This is a genomic window from Pectobacterium punjabense, assembly GCF_012427845.1.
GTDB classification, from domain to species: Bacteria; Pseudomonadota; Gammaproteobacteria; order Enterobacterales; family Enterobacteriaceae; genus Pectobacterium; species Pectobacterium punjabense.
In genome coordinates, this window is the sequence record NZ_CP038498.1 from 3780748 (window position 1) to 3796797 (window position 16050).

14 protein-coding genes and 1 pseudogene are annotated in these 16050 nt (G+C 52.1%); 10 read left to right on the forward strand and 5 right to left on the reverse strand.

The window, feature by feature from the left end; genetic code table 11:
• Positions 1 to 32: 32 nt before the first annotated feature.
• Positions 33 to 431 (reverse strand): DUF350 domain-containing protein, encoded by a 399-nt coding sequence (locus E2566_RS17160; protein ID WP_014701248.1) that lies wholly within the window; start codon positions 429 to 431, stop codon positions 33 to 35.
• Positions 432 to 787: 356 nt separating this feature from the next.
• Here E2566_RS17160 and E2566_RS17165 point away from each other — a divergent pair, with 356 nt between their 5' ends.
• The gene (locus E2566_RS17165) at positions 788 to 2323 is read left to right on the forward strand and encodes a methyl-accepting chemotaxis protein (RefSeq protein WP_107169999.1); all 1536 of its coding nucleotides are present in this window, start codon (positions 788 to 790) and stop codon (positions 2321 to 2323) included.
• Positions 2324 to 2379: 56 nt separating this feature from the next.
• Here the strand turns inward: E2566_RS17165 and rlmB are convergent, their stop codons facing one another.
• The 3 genes from rlmB to nsrR all read right to left on the reverse strand — a co-directional run bounded on the left by rlmB (position 2380) and on the right by nsrR (position 6138).
• The gene (rlmB, locus tag E2566_RS17170; protein WP_107169998.1) at positions 2380 to 3111 is read right to left on the reverse strand and encodes a 23S rRNA (guanosine(2251)-2'-O)-methyltransferase RlmB; all 732 of its coding nucleotides are present in this window, start codon (positions 3109 to 3111) and stop codon (positions 2380 to 2382) included.
• Between the two features lie 103 nt (positions 3112 to 3214).
• Positions 3215 to 5671, reverse strand: a complete 2457-nt coding sequence (gene rnr, locus E2566_RS17175) for a ribonuclease R (RefSeq protein WP_107169997.1) — start codon at positions 5669 to 5671, stop codon at positions 3215 to 3217.
• Between the two features lie 41 nt (positions 5672 to 5712).
• A complete protein-coding gene (gene nsrR, locus E2566_RS17180) occupies positions 5713 to 6138 on the reverse strand; it encodes a nitric oxide-sensing transcriptional repressor NsrR (RefSeq protein ID WP_103160677.1) in 426 nt (141 codons plus the stop codon).
• Between the two features lie 288 nt (positions 6139 to 6426).
• Here nsrR and E2566_RS17185 point away from each other — a divergent pair, with 288 nt between their 5' ends.
• The gene (locus E2566_RS17185) at positions 6427 to 7998 is read left to right on the forward strand and encodes a methyl-accepting chemotaxis protein (protein WP_107169996.1); all 1572 of its coding nucleotides are present in this window, start codon (positions 6427 to 6429) and stop codon (positions 7996 to 7998) included.
• Positions 7999 to 8509: 511 nt separating this feature from the next.
• A complete protein-coding gene (locus E2566_RS17190) occupies positions 8510 to 10342 on the forward strand; it encodes a sensor domain-containing diguanylate cyclase (protein WP_107169995.1) in 1833 nt (610 codons plus the stop codon).
• Here E2566_RS17190 and E2566_RS17195 read toward each other — a convergent pair.
• Positions 10311 to 11327, reverse strand: coding sequence for a type IV pilus twitching motility protein PilT (locus E2566_RS17195; RefSeq protein WP_107169994.1), 1017 nt, complete (start codon positions 11325 to 11327; stop codon positions 10311 to 10313). The genes E2566_RS17190 and E2566_RS17195 overlap by 32 nt on opposite strands.
• A gap of 21 nt (positions 11328 to 11348) precedes the next feature.
• Between E2566_RS17195 and E2566_RS17200 the strand changes: the two genes are divergently transcribed.
• From E2566_RS17200 to E2566_RS17230, 7 genes and pseudogenes are all read left to right on the forward strand, one after another.
• Positions 11349 to 12062, forward strand: a complete 714-nt coding sequence (locus E2566_RS17200; RefSeq protein ID WP_107169993.1) for a YggS family pyridoxal phosphate-dependent enzyme — start codon at positions 11349 to 11351, stop codon at positions 12060 to 12062.
• Positions 12063 to 12148: 86 nt separating this feature from the next.
• Complete coding sequence (gene proC, locus E2566_RS17205; RefSeq protein WP_107170052.1) at positions 12149 to 12970, forward strand: pyrroline-5-carboxylate reductase; 822 nt, start codon at positions 12149 to 12151, stop codon at positions 12968 to 12970.
• A gap of 49 nt (positions 12971 to 13019) precedes the next feature.
• Entirely contained in the window at positions 13020 to 13574 is a 555-nt protein-coding gene (locus E2566_RS17210) for a YggT family protein (protein ID WP_107169992.1), read from the forward strand.
• Positions 13571 to 13861 carry a DUF167 family protein YggU gene (yggU, locus tag E2566_RS17215; RefSeq protein WP_052902894.1) on the forward strand — a complete coding sequence of 97 codons (291 nt, stop codon included), beginning with the start codon at positions 13571 to 13573 and terminating at the stop codon, positions 13859 to 13861. Before E2566_RS17210 ends, yggU begins: the two co-directional genes overlap by 4 nt.
• Positions 13862 to 13878: 17 nt before the next feature.
• Complete coding sequence (locus tag E2566_RS17220; RefSeq protein WP_107169991.1) at positions 13879 to 14472, forward strand: XTP/dITP diphosphatase; 594 nt, start codon at positions 13879 to 13881, stop codon at positions 14470 to 14472.
• Entirely contained in the window at positions 14465 to 15604 is a 1140-nt protein-coding gene (gene hemW / locus E2566_RS17225; RefSeq protein ID WP_107169990.1) for a radical SAM family heme chaperone HemW, read from the forward strand. The genes E2566_RS17220 and hemW overlap by 8 nt, the downstream gene beginning before the upstream one ends.
• A 231-nt stretch (positions 15605 to 15835) precedes the next feature.
• A pseudogene (locus E2566_RS17230) lies at positions 15836 to 15985 on the forward strand (ribbon-helix-helix domain-containing protein); the annotation flags it as partial.
• Between the last annotated feature and the right edge of the window lie 65 nt (positions 15986 to 16050).

A 16050-nucleotide genomic window follows, 5' to 3' on the forward strand; every position in this document is an offset into this window, starting at 1 on the left:
AGAGCGTTCCCGTATCATCACGCAATGGCGCATCAGTACGACATACACGCCGCATTCAGAATCCCACCGCTGAGCGAAGCAGCACAGAGAAAAGCACCGGACGCAATATCGTTATTCTGGATATGTTGGCTGAGACGCGGCATATACAGGCGCACCGCGAAATAAATCAACAGTTGCACCACCAGCGCGACCACGCCCCAGGTGATGTAATCCACGAGGCTCACCGAATTAATCGCCGCACTGGAAAGTGGAATCACATAACCAATCAACGCCCCACCAAATCCAATCGCGGCCGTACCGTTGTTCTCTTTAATCAGCGCCCACTCATCATGCGGCGTAACGCGGGTATAAATAAACAAAAAGGCCAGCACCATGGCAAACCCGATAAAGAAATAGGACGCGAAAGCGAGTAGCGACGTAATAATAGGCATAGCGATATTCCTTTTAAATGAGACACGTTGGCGCGCCAGCAATAGGTAAGGGAAAGAATGGAGAATTATAGATGATTCGTGCAGAGCAAAGCGCTTATTGATAAACAATGCAGGAATCCCCCGCACGGCGCTTTACCACTCTGGCCGTTGTATCCACACGAATATCCTCACATTGTTTGAGAAAATGAATAAGTATTGCGTCTGAAATGCCGATAACGGATGAGGCATTTTTTATCAGTGATATAGGAGTCTGTTCCACTTTCATCACCTGCCCTTTTTACACAACACACAACGACAACTAATCCGTTATTGGCCTGCTATGACGGTAATAATTAATGAACAAAAGGAAGAAGTTTATGCTGCGCTGGATGTCATTTCAAAACCTGTCGGTAACACGCAAGTTATTGGTAGGGTTTGGTTTATTGCTCATCATGGGAGTAATCCTTTCCATGGTCGGCTTTTATGGATTATACAATAGCGACCAATCATTAAAGCGCATCAGCCGTCTGGGTGCCATTTATGACAAGACCGTTGTCGCCCGAGAAGGTAACTTTGGTTATGCGCTAGAACGTAAGGCGCAGTATCTGGAACAGCATGACAGCGCTATCGGCAATATCAGTGGAGAGCTATCAGCACTGCTGAAGGAAATTGATACGGGACACTGGCCTGCGGAAGATAAAAGCGCCATTCAGGATATCAGCGCGTCGCTCAATACCTACCTGACCCAGCGCCAGCAGGTCATGAGCCCGGATGTCAGCCAACAGCGGCTCAGTGAATTGAACGATCAAATGGCGCTGTTGCAGGAAAATATCAATAAGCTTTACTTCACGGAAGAGAGCCGCGCGGGCCGTAACGTCATCAGCAGCGATATTCAACTGGGCGTGATTACGCTGATTGCCATCATACTCGGCCTGACCACCGCAATTGTTATTTCACGGCAGATCGTTCGCCCATTACACCAGGCGCTACACGCGACTCGCGCCATTGCAGAAGGCGATCTCACGGTACACCTTCACAATGAACGCCGTGATGAGTTAGGCCAGCTGATTTCGGCTATGGGGCAGATGAACAACAATCTGCACAGCATGATTGATAAAATTCGCCTCAGCGCGAATCAGATCTCCTCTGCCGCAGGGGAAATTACCGCCGGTAATGCCGATCTTTCCGTCCGAACCACGCAGCAAGCTGCTGCACTGGAAGAAACCGCCGCCAGTATGGAACAGCTGACGTCAACGGTAAAACAAAATGCCGATAACGCCCATCAAGCCAACCGGCTGGTTATGGACGCCTCTGATACCGCAAATCAGGGGGGAGAACAGGTTTCTAAAGCGGTTAATACCATGCACGGCATCGCACAGAGTTCTCACCGTATTGCTGAAATCACTTCAATGATTAACAGCATCGCGTTCCAGACTAATATTCTGGCGCTCAACGCAGCAGTAGAGGCTGCGCGAGCCGGTGAACAAGGTCGTGGTTTTGCCGTCGTCGCCAGTGAGGTACGCAATCTGGCACAGCGCAGCGCGCAGGCCGCAAAAGAGATCGATACGCTCATTGGCGAGTCAGTTTCACAGATTAATAACGGTGCGGCACTCGTTAACAGCGCAGGGAAAACAATGGAGGGGATTGTACAGTCCGTGACACAGGTCCACACCATAATGAAAGACATTACTACCGCCTCGGACGAGCAACATCGCGGTATTTCTCAGGTCGGTCAGGCAATCATAGAGATGGATCAGAACACGCAGCAAAATACCGTGCTGGTCGAGCAATCCTCTTCTGCCGCTCACTCGCTGGAGCAACAGGCGATCGTGCTTTCTGATGCCGTTTCTGTCTTCCGGCTTTTACATCCTTCACAGCAAGACCTTCGCAGGCTGGCAAACCCCGCGGCCTAACCCCAACGACAGAGAGGTGCCTTATAGCACCTCTCTGCTATCAGATACGACGCTAATCACCCGCGCTGGCGAACGGCTTCAAACAGACACACGCCAGTGGCAACAGACACGTTCAGTGAAGACACGCTGCCCGCCATCGGAATACTGATCAGCTCATCGCAGTGCTCACGGGTCAGGCGACGCATCCCTTCCCCTTCCGCGCCCATCACCAGCGCCAACGGCCCGGTCAGTTTACTTTGGTACAACGTATGATCTGCTTCACCCGCCGTGCCGACGATCCAGATATTACGCTCTTGCAGCAGGCGCATCGTGCGAGCCAGATTGGTCACGCTGATGACTGGCACCGTTTCCGCTGCCCCACAGGCCACCTTCTTCACCGTCGCATTCAACTGTGCCGAACGATCGCGGGGCACAATCACCGCATGCACGCCAGCGCCATCAGCATTACGCAGGCACGCGCCCAGATTATGCGGATCGGTCACGCCGTCCAATATCAACAGGAAAGGCGTTTCCAGATTGTCTAACATCGCAGGCAGATCGTTTTCCTGATATTTCCGCCCTTCTTTGACCTTCGCTACGATCCCCTGATGCACCGCGTCTTCAGCCTGCTTATCCAGCCACTGCCGATTCGCCACTTGAATGACGATACCTTGCGCTTCCAGCTCGGCAATCACAGGCTGAAGGCGACGATCGTCGCGCCCTTTCAGAACAAAAACTTCCAGAAAACGCTGCGGGTCGCGCTCAAGCAGTGCTTTAACCGCGTGGATACCGTAAATAATTTCGCTCATTAATACTCTTCAAATTAACCATAACAGGCAGAGCCTGTTCATTAGAGATAGAGGCTTACCCGGCTTCCTCCTCTACATCGAGGAGGAAGCTGGCTAGTTAACCTTACTCAGCAGATTTTTTCTTTGCGCGTTTAGCCTTGGTTGCAGCGGCGATTTTACGCGTTTTCTCTGCGTTCTTTTTCGCTTTATCGCGGTTCTTTTTCGGTTTGGCTTTTGGCTTATCCGATTTCGCGTTGCGTTCGCCTTCTTTGCGGAATGCCGCATCCGGCTCAAAGTTTGCAGCAGCTTTGCTTGGACTACGACGACGTCGACTTGGCTTAGCCTCACGCGACTCAGGTTTCTTCGTCCGGTCACGCGCAGTTTTGCCTTCGCCGCGCACCTTGCGCGTACTGGAAATCAAGGCGAAATCAATGTTGCGTTCGTCCATATGCACAGCTTCAACGCGGATTTCTACTTCATCACCCAGACGATAAACCTGCCCACGCGATTCGCCGATCAGTCGTTGACCGATATTATCGTAACGATAGTAGTCATTATCCAGCGTAGAAACGTGCACCAGCCCATCGATAAACAGATCTTTCAGGCGCACGAAGAAGCCAAAGCCGGTCACGCTGGAGATAATCCCCGTAAAGACTTCACCCACATGATCCTGCATAAAGTCGCACTTCAGCCAATCCGCAACGTCACGTGTGGCTTCATCCGCACGGCGCTCCGTCATCGAACAGTGCATACCCAGCTGTAGCATCTCGTTAATATCGCTATGCCAACCGCCCGTTGACGTCCAGCGCTCATGGCGATCGCTCAGCAGGTACTTAATCGCACGGTGCAGCGACAGGTCAGGATAACGACGAATTGGCGATGTGAAGTGGCCGTAAGACGTCAAGGCCAGCCCGAAGTGACCGCGGTTTTCCGGGTCATAAATCGCCTGCTTCATCGAACGCAGCAGCATGGTTTGCAGCATTTCCCGATCGGGACGCTCCGCGACCTCGTTCATCAATTCCGCGTAATCTTTCGGCTGCGGCTTCATTCCACCTTTCAGCGTCAGCCCCAGTTCGCCCAGCACGCTGCGCAGGGCTAATACATGGTCTTCGCTCGGCTGATCGTGTACGCGGAACAGCGCGGGTTCTTCGTTCTTCTCCACAAATCTCGCGGCGGAGATGTTCGCCAGAATCATGCACTCTTCGATCAGCTTGTGCGCGTCATTACGCACCACGGCTTCCACACGGTCGATGCGACGTTCAGCGTTAAAAATAAACTTCGCTTCTTCGGTCTCAAACGCGATGCCACCGCGCACTTCACGCGCGTGTTCCAGCGCTTTATACATATGGTGTAGCTCTTCCAGCCCGCCGACCAAAGGCTTGTAGTGCTCACGCAGCTCGGCATCGCCTTGCAGAATGTTCCACACTTTGGTGTAGGTCAGACGTGCGTGTGAGCTCATCACCGCTTCATAGAATTTGTAGGACGACAGCTTGCCCTGTGCCGAGACAGTCATTTCACAGACCATACACAGGCGATCAACCTGCGGGTTAAGCGAACACAGCCCGTTTGACAGCACTTCCGGCAGCATCGGTACAACCTGCGACGGGAAGTACACCGATGTGCCACGCGCCCGCGCTTCATGGTCAAGCGCCGTATTCGGCCGAACGTAATAGCTCACGTCCGCAATCGCGACCCACAAGCGCCAGCCGCCGCCACGTTTCTGTTCACAGTACACGGCGTCATCAAAATCACGGGCATCTTCGCCGTCAATCGTGACCAGCGGCAGCTTACGCAGATCCACACGACCTTTTTTCGCGGCTTCCGGTACCTCTTCGGAAAGATCCTTCACCTGCTCTTCGACTTTAGGCGGCCAGGTGTGCGGAATATCGTGGGTACGCAGGGCGATATCCACCGCCAGCCCAGTACCCATATTGTCACCGAGGATCTCAACGATCTTACCGACCGCCTTCGTGCGGCGCGTTGCGCGTTGCGTCAGCTCAACCACGACCACAAAGCCCATGCGAGCGCCGTTAATTTCTTCTTTCGGGATCAGGATATCGAAGCTCAGACGGCTATCATCCGGTACGACGAACCCAACACCGGCATCGACAAAATAACGGCCGACAATTTGTCCAGTACGCGGTTCCAACACCCGAACAATACGCCCTTCGCGGCGTCCTTTACGATCCGCACCCAGCGGCTGTGCCAGCACAACATCGCCGTGAATCGCCCGTTTCATCTCTTCAGCCGACAGATAAAGATCGTCTTTGCGACCTTCCACACGCAAGAAGCCGAAGCCATCACGGTGGCCGATCACCGTGCCACGCAGCAGATCGAGCTTTTCTGGCAGCGCATAGCATTGGCGGCGGGTAAAAATAAGCTGACCATCGCGCTCCATCGCACGCAGGCGACGGCGCAGCGCTTCGAGGGGTTCTTCTCCGGTTAATTGCAGGTCGGCGGCTAATTCTTCCCGGCTGATCGGGGTATCGCGCTTGGCGATGTGCGCCAAAATATATTCACGGCTAGGGATAGGGGATTCGTATTTTTCTGCTTCTCGTTCCAGGAATGGATCTTGTGACATTGCGGTTCCTCCGTTGTCATCAGCAGGAGGCTGAACAAAATTCATTCAACCAACAATAATTTATAAAGCGGCGGGTTTTCTTTGACCATATCAGCCAGCGTGTATTGATCCAGCTCATGCAGAAAATTTTGTACCGCCTGTTGAAGCACCTGCTTCAAGCGACAGGCTGGCGTAATGTGGCAAAATTCATGGTTACAGTTAACCAGCGTGAGCGGTTCCAATTCGCGTACAACATCGCCAATCCGAATAGTTTCTGCCGGTTTCCCAAGACGAATACCGCCGTTTTTGCCGCGCACGGCCATTACCAACCCAGCACGGCTAAGTTGATTGATAATTTTGACCATATGATTACGAGATACGCCATACACTTCCGTTACCTCCGAAATGCTGGTCATTTTCCCGCTCGGCAGTGACGCCATATAAATCAGCGCCCGCAAACCATAATCCGTGAAACTTGTTAACTGCACATAAACCTCGGATACCTCTGGGTATCATTGACAGGCGTATGGGGTACGCCCCTGAAAAAACAATGCTATTGACAGATAATAAACCAGGCACAAACACTACGGCTAATTATTTATACCCTTTGGGTTGCAAGAGATTGGTCGGTGGTGCCCTGCTTACCAAACCTTTTTACCTCTGCCATATCTTTTTAATTTTATCTCACCGCAACACAGATAACGTATTCTCTTTTGTTACACATCACATCTAGCGTGGGCTATCCCCCACGGAAGCGGCGTAAGGAAAAGGACACCATGGGGCTGAAAAATATTTCTATCCGCACCGGCTTATTAACGTTATTGCTGTTAACGACCCTGTTGCTGCTTATCGTCAGTAGTATGGGCGTCGTCGCGATTAAGAAAGACAGGGAAACACTGACTGCACAAAATCAAATTCAGGGGATTGAGCTGGGCAACCTGATGAACGGATACAATCAAACGCTTAGCGCCCGCGCCTCAGCAACGCTCGCCGTCAGGAAAATCGAAATCGGATTGCTGGATGACGGTGCTAAAGAAACCGGAATCGTAGAAAAACACCTCCACCAGTCACAGGAAGACATTGAACGCGCCATCAAATCGGTCGATGCCGATCCAAAGCGTCAGGCGCTGGCACAGGACGTGTTAAAAACCTATCAAGCCTATTTTCAGCAGGGTATGAGCCCGATGCTGAGCGCGCTGCAAAAGCAGTATACCGACGAATATTACGACGTACTGGAAAAACAGCTCGGCCCGCTGAGCGAGGCCTTTGATTTATCAATCCAAAACTTCCGTCAGTATGCCCAACAGCTTTCCGAACAGGGCTTGGCGCAGTCTGAACGTAATGAACGCATGATGCTGTTGCTGATTGCCATTGCCAGCCTGTTATCCATTACGCTGGTCGCATTAGCCTGGGTCGCGCTGCGGCACATGCTGCTCAAACCGCTGGATTATGCCATTGAGCAGTTGGAACTGGTTGCCGCTGGTAACCTGACCCACCGCCTGATGCAAGGCGGGGACAACGAACTGGGTCGACTCAATGATGCTATCGGCCGCATGCAGGGTGCGCTGCTGGAGTCGGTCAGTCAGGTACGCGACGCCAGCACGCAAATCGATCTCGGTAGCCGCGAACTGTTTGAAGAAAACGCTCAGCTTTCCCAACGCACCGAAGAGTCCGTTGCCGCGCTAGAGCAGACGGCGGCAAGCATGGAGCAATTGAGTGCCACGGTGAAGCTCAATGCCGATCACGCCGAGCTTGCACATCAACTCGCCAATAACGTCTCGAACACCAGCAGCCGCAGCAACGAGTCAGTCTGCTATGTTATTGAAAAAATGCAGGAGATCGCCACCAGCGCCAAACGCATCAATGACATCCTCAGCGTCATCGACGGCATTGCGTTCCAAACCAACATTCTGGCGCTGAACGCCTCCGTCGAATCCGCCCGCGCAGGCGAACAAGGCAGAGGTTTTGCCGTCGTCGCCGGAGAAGTACGTAATTTGGCGCAGCACAGCGCGCAAGCCGCGAAAGAAATCCGCTCACTGATTGTAGATTCACAAACTCGCGTGTCTGAGGGGCTTGAATTAGCCTCTAAAGCAGGCGAGACCATGGATGAGGTGACCGACGAAATCATCCGTATTACACAGCTGATGCGCGACATTTCCACCGCGACACAAGAGCAGCATCGCGGTATTGAGCAAGTAAATGTTGCCTTTACGCAGATAGATAAAGTGGCTCAACACAACGCACAGCTCGTCAAAGCCTCATCCGCCACCACGCAGTCGTTGGAACAGCAGTCTCAACAGCTCATGCGGTCTATGTCGCTATTTCAGGTAGAACCTCGCCTTTCCTAATCCACAGATCTACATCACCAGTGGTCAGCCTCACGTTGACCACTGGCATTATAAAAAATCGTCACTGCTTTCTACTCATTACGTACAGCACAGAATAAATAATGAGAAAAAGCAGGAACCCGCTACCCACTTAACGCACATACTTCATACATATACTTTCAGATAATTTGAGTATTATTTTTTTGCCGCTATTCTCTGTTTTTGCACATAAGCGTATAAATAGAGTTTCAGCGTAAAAACGGCCAGAACCACCACGTCAATACATTGAATAAAAAGACAATGAGAGAAACACCTTATTGGTGGTAGGCGTTGTGCATTTCAGGTCATTAATTACATGCCAATAAAATATTTATTAATATAATTAATAGCTCGCTATTTTATTAATTCGGCCCATTGCTTTTCGCGTAAAAAAGGACTGCCGATAACATCGCAGACGGCGTTGTGATAAACGAATGCCTCTGGCAACAGCGAATCAAGGGTAAAGACAGAAAGAACATAGGCAAATATAAACATGAATAATCAGTCAGTTGATGTTGATTTGATTACCAGGTTTGACAATGAAGCCAAACTGCACGCGCTCAATTCCGTTTATGCCATCGCCGAGTTTGATATGGCAGGGAAACTGGTTGAAGCCAATCCTCTTTTTTGCAAAATGCTGGGCTATAAAAAAGAAGACATTATTCAGAAAAATCACACGTTCTTTCTGCCAGAAGGATTGCGCCAAAAACACGATCATTTCTGGCACGATGTGATCAAAGGAAATATCAATGCGGGAGAATTCCAACGAAAAAACCAAAAAGGGGACATTATTTGGCTCCACGCCGCTTATACGCCAATTATTGATCATTCCGGTCGCCACATTGGCGTAATAAAATTGGCGCTTGATATTACTCAGGAAAAGCGTCTGATGTCGGAACATCGAGCACAGCTAGAGGCAATTGAAAATGCGCAAGGCGTGATCGAATTTGATAAAGATGGCTACATCACCCACGTCAACAAACACTATCTGATGCTAACAGGCTATGAAGAAAAGGAAATTCTTGGCCTGCACCACAAATCGCTTTGCGAACCCACTTATACCGAACAGGCTGACTATCAAACATTCTGGGAGACCTTGCATCGAGGCCACCCCATTAGCGGACGCTTCCACCGACTGGGTAAGGATAATCATTCATTCTGGATACAGGCGACCTACAGCCCAATCATGGATAGTGAAGGTAATGTGAGAAAAATCATTAAATATGCTCACAACATCACGCAAAACGTTGAAACCGAAAAAAAAGCCCATCAGCAAGGTATCATTCTCGATATCCTGTTATCAGTCCATGACAGCTTTCTACTCGACCATAATCTCCCCTCAGCCTGCGATAAAGTCTTTGAACGCCTGCTCGACGTGACCAACAGCAGCTTCGGTTTTATCGCCACGTTGCAGGAAGATGAGGACGGGCAATCGCTCTATCTTCCCGCTATATCCAATCTTACCTGGGATGAAGAAACCCTGGCTTGGTACAGGCACCAGCGAAGAATCCACGGTGGTCTGAAGTTACGTAAGCTTGATAACCTGTTTGGCCATGTTGTAACCCAAAATACGGTGGTCTGCACCAACAACCTGCTGAGACAAAAGGCCGGGCGGGATCTTCCCCCCATCCATCCTGCGCTGTATTCCCTGCTCGGCATTCCTATCACCCACAACGGTAAAGCGATCGGAATGATCGCGCTAGCTAACCGTCGGGAAGGTTACGATCAAACGATGATCGAACTACTGGCACCGTTGGTGAAAACGCTCGGTATTATTATTCACGCCCGTTCGCTGGAAGATGAGCGCACACAGGTAGAGGCCTCTCTCCGCTTTAGCGCGGGGCATGATTTTCTTACCGGCTTGCCCAATCGCAGCAGTTTCTTCGAGCAGGCCAGTGCTTTTTTCCAACTCAGGCAGCAAAACCAGCACGCGGACAAAAGCTGTCTGGCCATCATTGATATCGATTTCTTCAAAAATATTAATGACAAATATGGCCATCTGGCTGGCGATGCCGTTCTAAAAGAGCTGGCGATGTTGATGCGTATGTCATTACGTCAGGAGGATCTGGTTGCCCGTCTCGGTGGTGAGGAGTTCATCATCTTGTTAAAAGATGTCTCCTATCAAACGGCGGTAATGACGATTGAGCGTATTCGTAAATCGATTGAGCAACATACGCTGGAATACGACCGCCAGAGTCTGCATTTTACGATCAGTGCAGGCATTGCCGCCTACCGACCTGAACTTGCCTCCGTTGAAGATTGGATTCAGCTAGCCGATGAAAACCTTTATTCCGCTAAACGGCAAGGTCGCAACTGTGTGAAATAAGCCCGTCCCGACAGCGCTGCTGATAGCTTTGTTCGAACGTTTGCATTCCCACTGCCGTTCCCGTCTGGATCAAGCCGGGAAGCTGGTGCGTTTTCCCCTCACGAATCAAGTTGCTGACTGCCGCTGTCGCCGTCAGCACTTCATAAAGGGCGATTCGGCCACCTTGCACTGCGGGCAACAACTTTTGCGCCACTACGGCTTGCAAACAGGTTGCTAACTGGCTGCGAACATACGCTTTCTCTTCACCGGGGAAGACATCAATTAGCCGATCAACGGCCTGCGATGCACTGCGTGTATGCAGCGTTGATAGCACCAAATGGCCGGTTTCCGCCGCCGTCAACGCCAGACGAATCGTCTCCGTATCGCGCAGTTCCCCTAGCAGAATAACATCGGGATCTTCCCGCAATGCCGCTCGTAGCGCCTGCGCAAAAGATGCGCTGTGTGCACCGATCTCTCGCTGTTGGATCAGGCATCGTCGGCTGGTATGGATAAACTCGATCGGATCTTCCAGCGTGATCACATGGCGATCGCTGCTGTCGTTTAAGCTCCCAACCATTGCCGCCAGCGTCGTGGATTTACCGCTGCCCGTCGCACCAGTGATCAGAATCAGCCCGTTTGGCTTCCCCAGCAGTGTCGCGAGGACGGGTGGCGCATGTAATTCATCCAACGAAGGTTGAACAAACGGGATAATACGCAGCGCGACAGACAACCCTTCCCGCTGGCGAAACACATTGACCCGCAGGCGCTGCCCATCAGGCAACATTAACGCCCCATCCACCTGCCCTGCCTGGCGCAATTGCTCTTTCTGAGTCGGTTCGAGCCAGGCATCGCACCATTGTGCCACCTGCTCCGGCGCTAAACATGGTAAGGTATTTTCAGGCTGTAGCCGCCCATCCATACGTAACACCGGAGGATGCCCGCTACAAAGGTGCAGATCCGAGGCATTATGTTTTACACTACGCGCCATCCACTCATCCAACTCCATAGATTAACCTCCTGAATAACCATGACGACAATCCAGCAGAATCTACAGGACATCCGGCAACAAATCGCCACCGCCGCACAGCATTGCGCACGGGCACCAGAAGAAATTACGCTACTTGCAGTCAGTAAAACCAAACCTGTGAGCGCGATCGAAGAAGCCATTGCGGCAGGGCAATGTACGTTTGGCGAAAACTACGTTCAGGAAGGCGTGGAGAAGGTTCATTATTTCCAGAAAAATCACCCGGACACGTCGTTGGAATGGCACTTTATCGGCCCACTACAGTCCAATAAAAGTCGACTGGTAGCCGAGAATTTTGACTGGTTTCACACGGTGGATCGCCTGCGTATAGCGCAGCGCTTGAGCGAACAACGTCCGACCGCCCTGCCGCCGTTAAATGTTCTGTTGCAGATTAATATCAGCAACGAACCGAGCAAATCCGGCATTATGGTGGCTGAACTTGCAGAACTCGCCGCCAGTGTCGCCGTATTACCTAACCTGCGTCTGCGCGGCCTGATGGCGATTCCGGCACCGGAAACCGATTATGAACAGCAGCTTGCTGTTTTCAAACAAATGGCAGCGCTGTTCCAAACATTGTCAGTAAATTATCCGCATATTGATACACTCTCTATGGGAATGACAGACGACATGCGCGCAGCGATTAATGCAGGCAGCACGCTGGTGCGCATCGGTACGGCAATCTTTGGCGCACGGGACTATTCGGCAAAAAACGCATAAACAGTCAGCCAAAAGCGTATAAACCGCAGAGACAGCGCCTGAACGGCACGCCGTCTTTGACAAACAGGTGAGCAACGAGGATGCAGATGCAGCAACATAAAATAGCGTTTATTGGTGCCGGGAACATGGCGCAGGCCATTATCGCCGGATTAGTCAACGGCGGTTACCCCGCTCAACATATCAGCGTCTGCGCCCCTTCGGGCAAAAACCGCGATGCACTGGCAGCACAATATGGCGTCATCAGCAGCGCGGATAACGTGCGCTGCGCGCAGGAAGCGGACGTCATTGTTCTGGCCGTCAAACCACAGATGATGGCGACAGTGTGTGAGCCACTGGGTGAGCAGGTCAACTTCACCGGTAAGCTGGTGCTCTCGATTGCGGCGGGAATCAACATCGCCCGTTTTCATGCGCTGTTGGGTGAGCCGCTGAATATCGTGCGGATCATGCCAAATACACCGTCTCTGGTCGGCAAAGGGATGAGCGGGATGTACGCCCCTGCGTCCGTCAGTCAGGCCGATAAAGACTTCACCGCACAGCTAATGCAGAGCGTCGGTAAAATTTGCTGGGTAGATAGCGAATCCGGCATTAATGGCGTGATCGCCGCGGCGGGCAGCGCACCAGCCTATTTCTTCCTGTTTATGGAAGCGATGCAGCAGGAAGCGATTCGCCAGGGGTTTGATCAAGAAACCGCTCGCCTACTGGTGCAACAGGCTGCGTCAGGCGCGGCAGCATTGGTTGAAGCCAATCCTGATACGCCGCTGTCGACTCTGCGGGAGAATGTCACCTCCAAAGGTGGCACCACGGCAGAAGCGCTACGGGTGTTTAACGAACAGCAGTTAACGCAAACCGTGGCTGAAGCCATGCAGGCGGCGATTGCTCGCGCACAAGAAATGGAAACGCTTTTTTAATCAAAAGCGAGCCCCCGATTCTTTATCTGATTAAGGAAAAGACGTACTTATGCTCACCCTGACTTTTCTGGTCAAAACGCTGGTTGACCTCTATGTAATGGTCCTGCTGCTGCGCATCTGGATGCAGTGGTCACGCAGCGATTTCTATAACCCGTTATCGCAGTTTGTCGTCAAAATCACTCAGCCGATTGTCGGGCCGCTGCGTCGTATTCTGCCGTCGCTAGGACCGATTGATAGCGCCTCACTGCTGCTGGCCTTTATTCTCACGACCATTAAATACCCTTTGCTGCTATTGATTCAGGTGGGTGCAATTTCCCTCAGCCCAATGAATCTGCTGGTCGGGTTTATTTCGCTGATTAAATCCGCGGGTTATTTGGTCTTCTGGGTCATCATTATCCGTTCTATCATGAGCTGGGTCAGCCAAGGCCGCAGCCCCATTGAGTATCTATTGCATCAGTTGACCGAACCGCTAATGGCACCGCTCCGCCGCATTATTCCCGTAATGGGCGGCATTGATTTCTCTGCCATGGCCGTCATTCTGATTCTGTATATGCTCAACTATCTGGGCATGGATCTGTTTCCGGGGCTATGGTTCCTGCTGTGAGTGCCATTACTCGCCACGGCGATGCGCTGGTGATTCGGCTGTATATTCAGCCGAAAGCCAGTCGCGATCAGATCGTGGGTTTACATGGCGATGAACTGAAAATCGCCATTACCGCCCCCCCGGTTGATGGGCAGGCTAATGCCCATCTGACCAAATTTCTCGCCAAACAATTTCGGGTCGCCAAGAGTCTAGTTGTGATTGAAAAAGGCGAACTCGGGCGGCATAAACAGATTAGAATTACCCATCCGCAACACATCCCGGCTGACGTCGCGGACTTCATTGAATAAATACGCAGGACAAGACGATGCAAAAAGTGGTTTTGGCTACCGGAAACCCCGGTAAAGTGCGCGAGCTCGCCAGCTTGCTGGCCGATTTCGGTCTGGATATTGTGGCTCAAACTGAACTCGGCGTGGATTCTGCCGAAGAAACCGGCCTGACCTTCATCGAAAACGCCATCCTGAAAGCACGTCATGCGGCGCAAATTACAGGGTTACCGGCCATTGCCGATGATTCCGGGCTGGCTGTCGATGCATTGGGCGGCGCACCGGGCATTTACTCGGCGCGCTACGCGGGTGCAGAAGCCAGCGACCAGCAAAATCTGGATAAGCTGCTACTGACCTTAAAAGACGTACCGGATGAAGAGCGGCGCGCCAGCTTTCACTGCGTGCTGGTGTATCTGCGCCACGCGGAAGACCCGACACCGATTGTCTGCCACGGCAGTTGGCAGGGTGTGCTGACGCATGAAGCCGTGGGCAGCGGTGGCTTTGGCTATGACCCGATCTTCTTCGTCCCTGAGCTGGGTAAAACAGCAGCAGAATTAACGCGTGAAGAGAAGAACGCACAGTCCCATCGTGGTCAGGCGCTGCGCCTGCTGTTGGATACGCTACGCAATGCTTAAGCTTCCCCCGCTCAGCCTGTACATTCATATTCCGTGGTGCGTACAGAAATGCCCGTATTGCGACTTCAACTCGCATGCACTAAAAGGCGATGTGCCGCATCAGGAATATGTCGATCATCTGCTGGCGGATCTGGATGCCGATTTGCCGCTGACGGGTGGCCGTGCACTGCACTCGATTTTTATCGGTGGTGGCACGCCTAGCCTGCTGAGCGCAGAAGCGATGCAGGCGTTGCTCGACGGCGTTCGCGCGCGTATTCCGCTAACGCCGGATGCCGAAATTACGATGGAAGCCAATCCCGGTACGGTTGAAGCCGACCGCTTCAGCGGTTATCAGCGTGCGGGGATTAACCGTATCTCCATCGGTGTGCAGAGCTTCGATCCGCAAAAGCTGACGCGTCTTGGGCGTATTCACGGCCCGGACGAGGCCAAGCGCGCCGCACAGCTGGCGACGGGGCTGAAATTGCGTAGCTTTAATCTGGATCTGATGCACGGCCTGCCGGATCAGTCGCTGGACGAAGCGCTGGACGACCTGCGTCAGGCCATTGTGCTCAATCCGCCGCATTTATCGTGGTATCAGTTGACCATCGAACCTAATACGCTGTTTAGCTCACGCCCGCCAACGCTGCCGGACGACGATGCGCTGTGGGACATCTACGAGCAAGGTCACGCACTGCTGAGCGCGGCCGGTTACCAGCAGTATGAAACCTCCGCGTATGCCAAGCCGGGCTACCAGTGCCAGCACAACCTGAACTACTGGCGTTTCGGTGATTATTTGGGAATTGGCTGCGGGGCGCACGGCAAGCTGACCTTCAGCGATGGTCGCATTCTGCGCACGGTAAAAGTTCGCCATCCGCGTGGCTATATGCAGGGTACGTATCTGGATAAGCAGCACGATGTCGCCAACGACGATCGGCCTTTTGAGTTCTTCATGAACCGTTTTCGCCTACTGGAAGCCGCCCCGCGTGCGGATTTCACGGCCTATACCGGTCTGGAAGAGCACAGCATCCGCTCACAGTTGGATCAGGCGCTGACGCAAGGTTACCTGACGGAAACCGCCACGCACTGGCAAATCACCGAACACGGTAAACTGTTTCTGAACTCCCTGCTGGAGCTGTTTCTGGCGGAAGAATAGCAACAATCAAGTGGGCACGTTTTCTCTGGTAAATCTGCTCACACTTTCCCCTTCTGGTTCTCTTTTTGCAACTTTTACAACGTTTGTTGCGAACCGCCTCCCTTTCCCATCAAGCACCGCTTGTACGCGGTGCGGAAATCCTTTTTCCTTGTACTAGAAGACGATGTCATCGTTAAGTACGCTACAGGCTTCTGATAAGAACAAATCTTACATCTGAGAACCGGAGGCATGATGGTCAGAACCATGACAATTGACCTTGGCGATGAACTTCACCATTACGTGGAATCAGGCGATTACCGCACGCAAAGTGAAGTCATTCGGGAAGCGCTGAGAATACTACGGGAAAAACAGGCGGAGTCAGACCTGACGGTCTTTCAGGAGTGATTTGACACAATCTGATAAGTACAGAACAAAGAGTACCCATAACTTAAAATACTTCTCAAAGG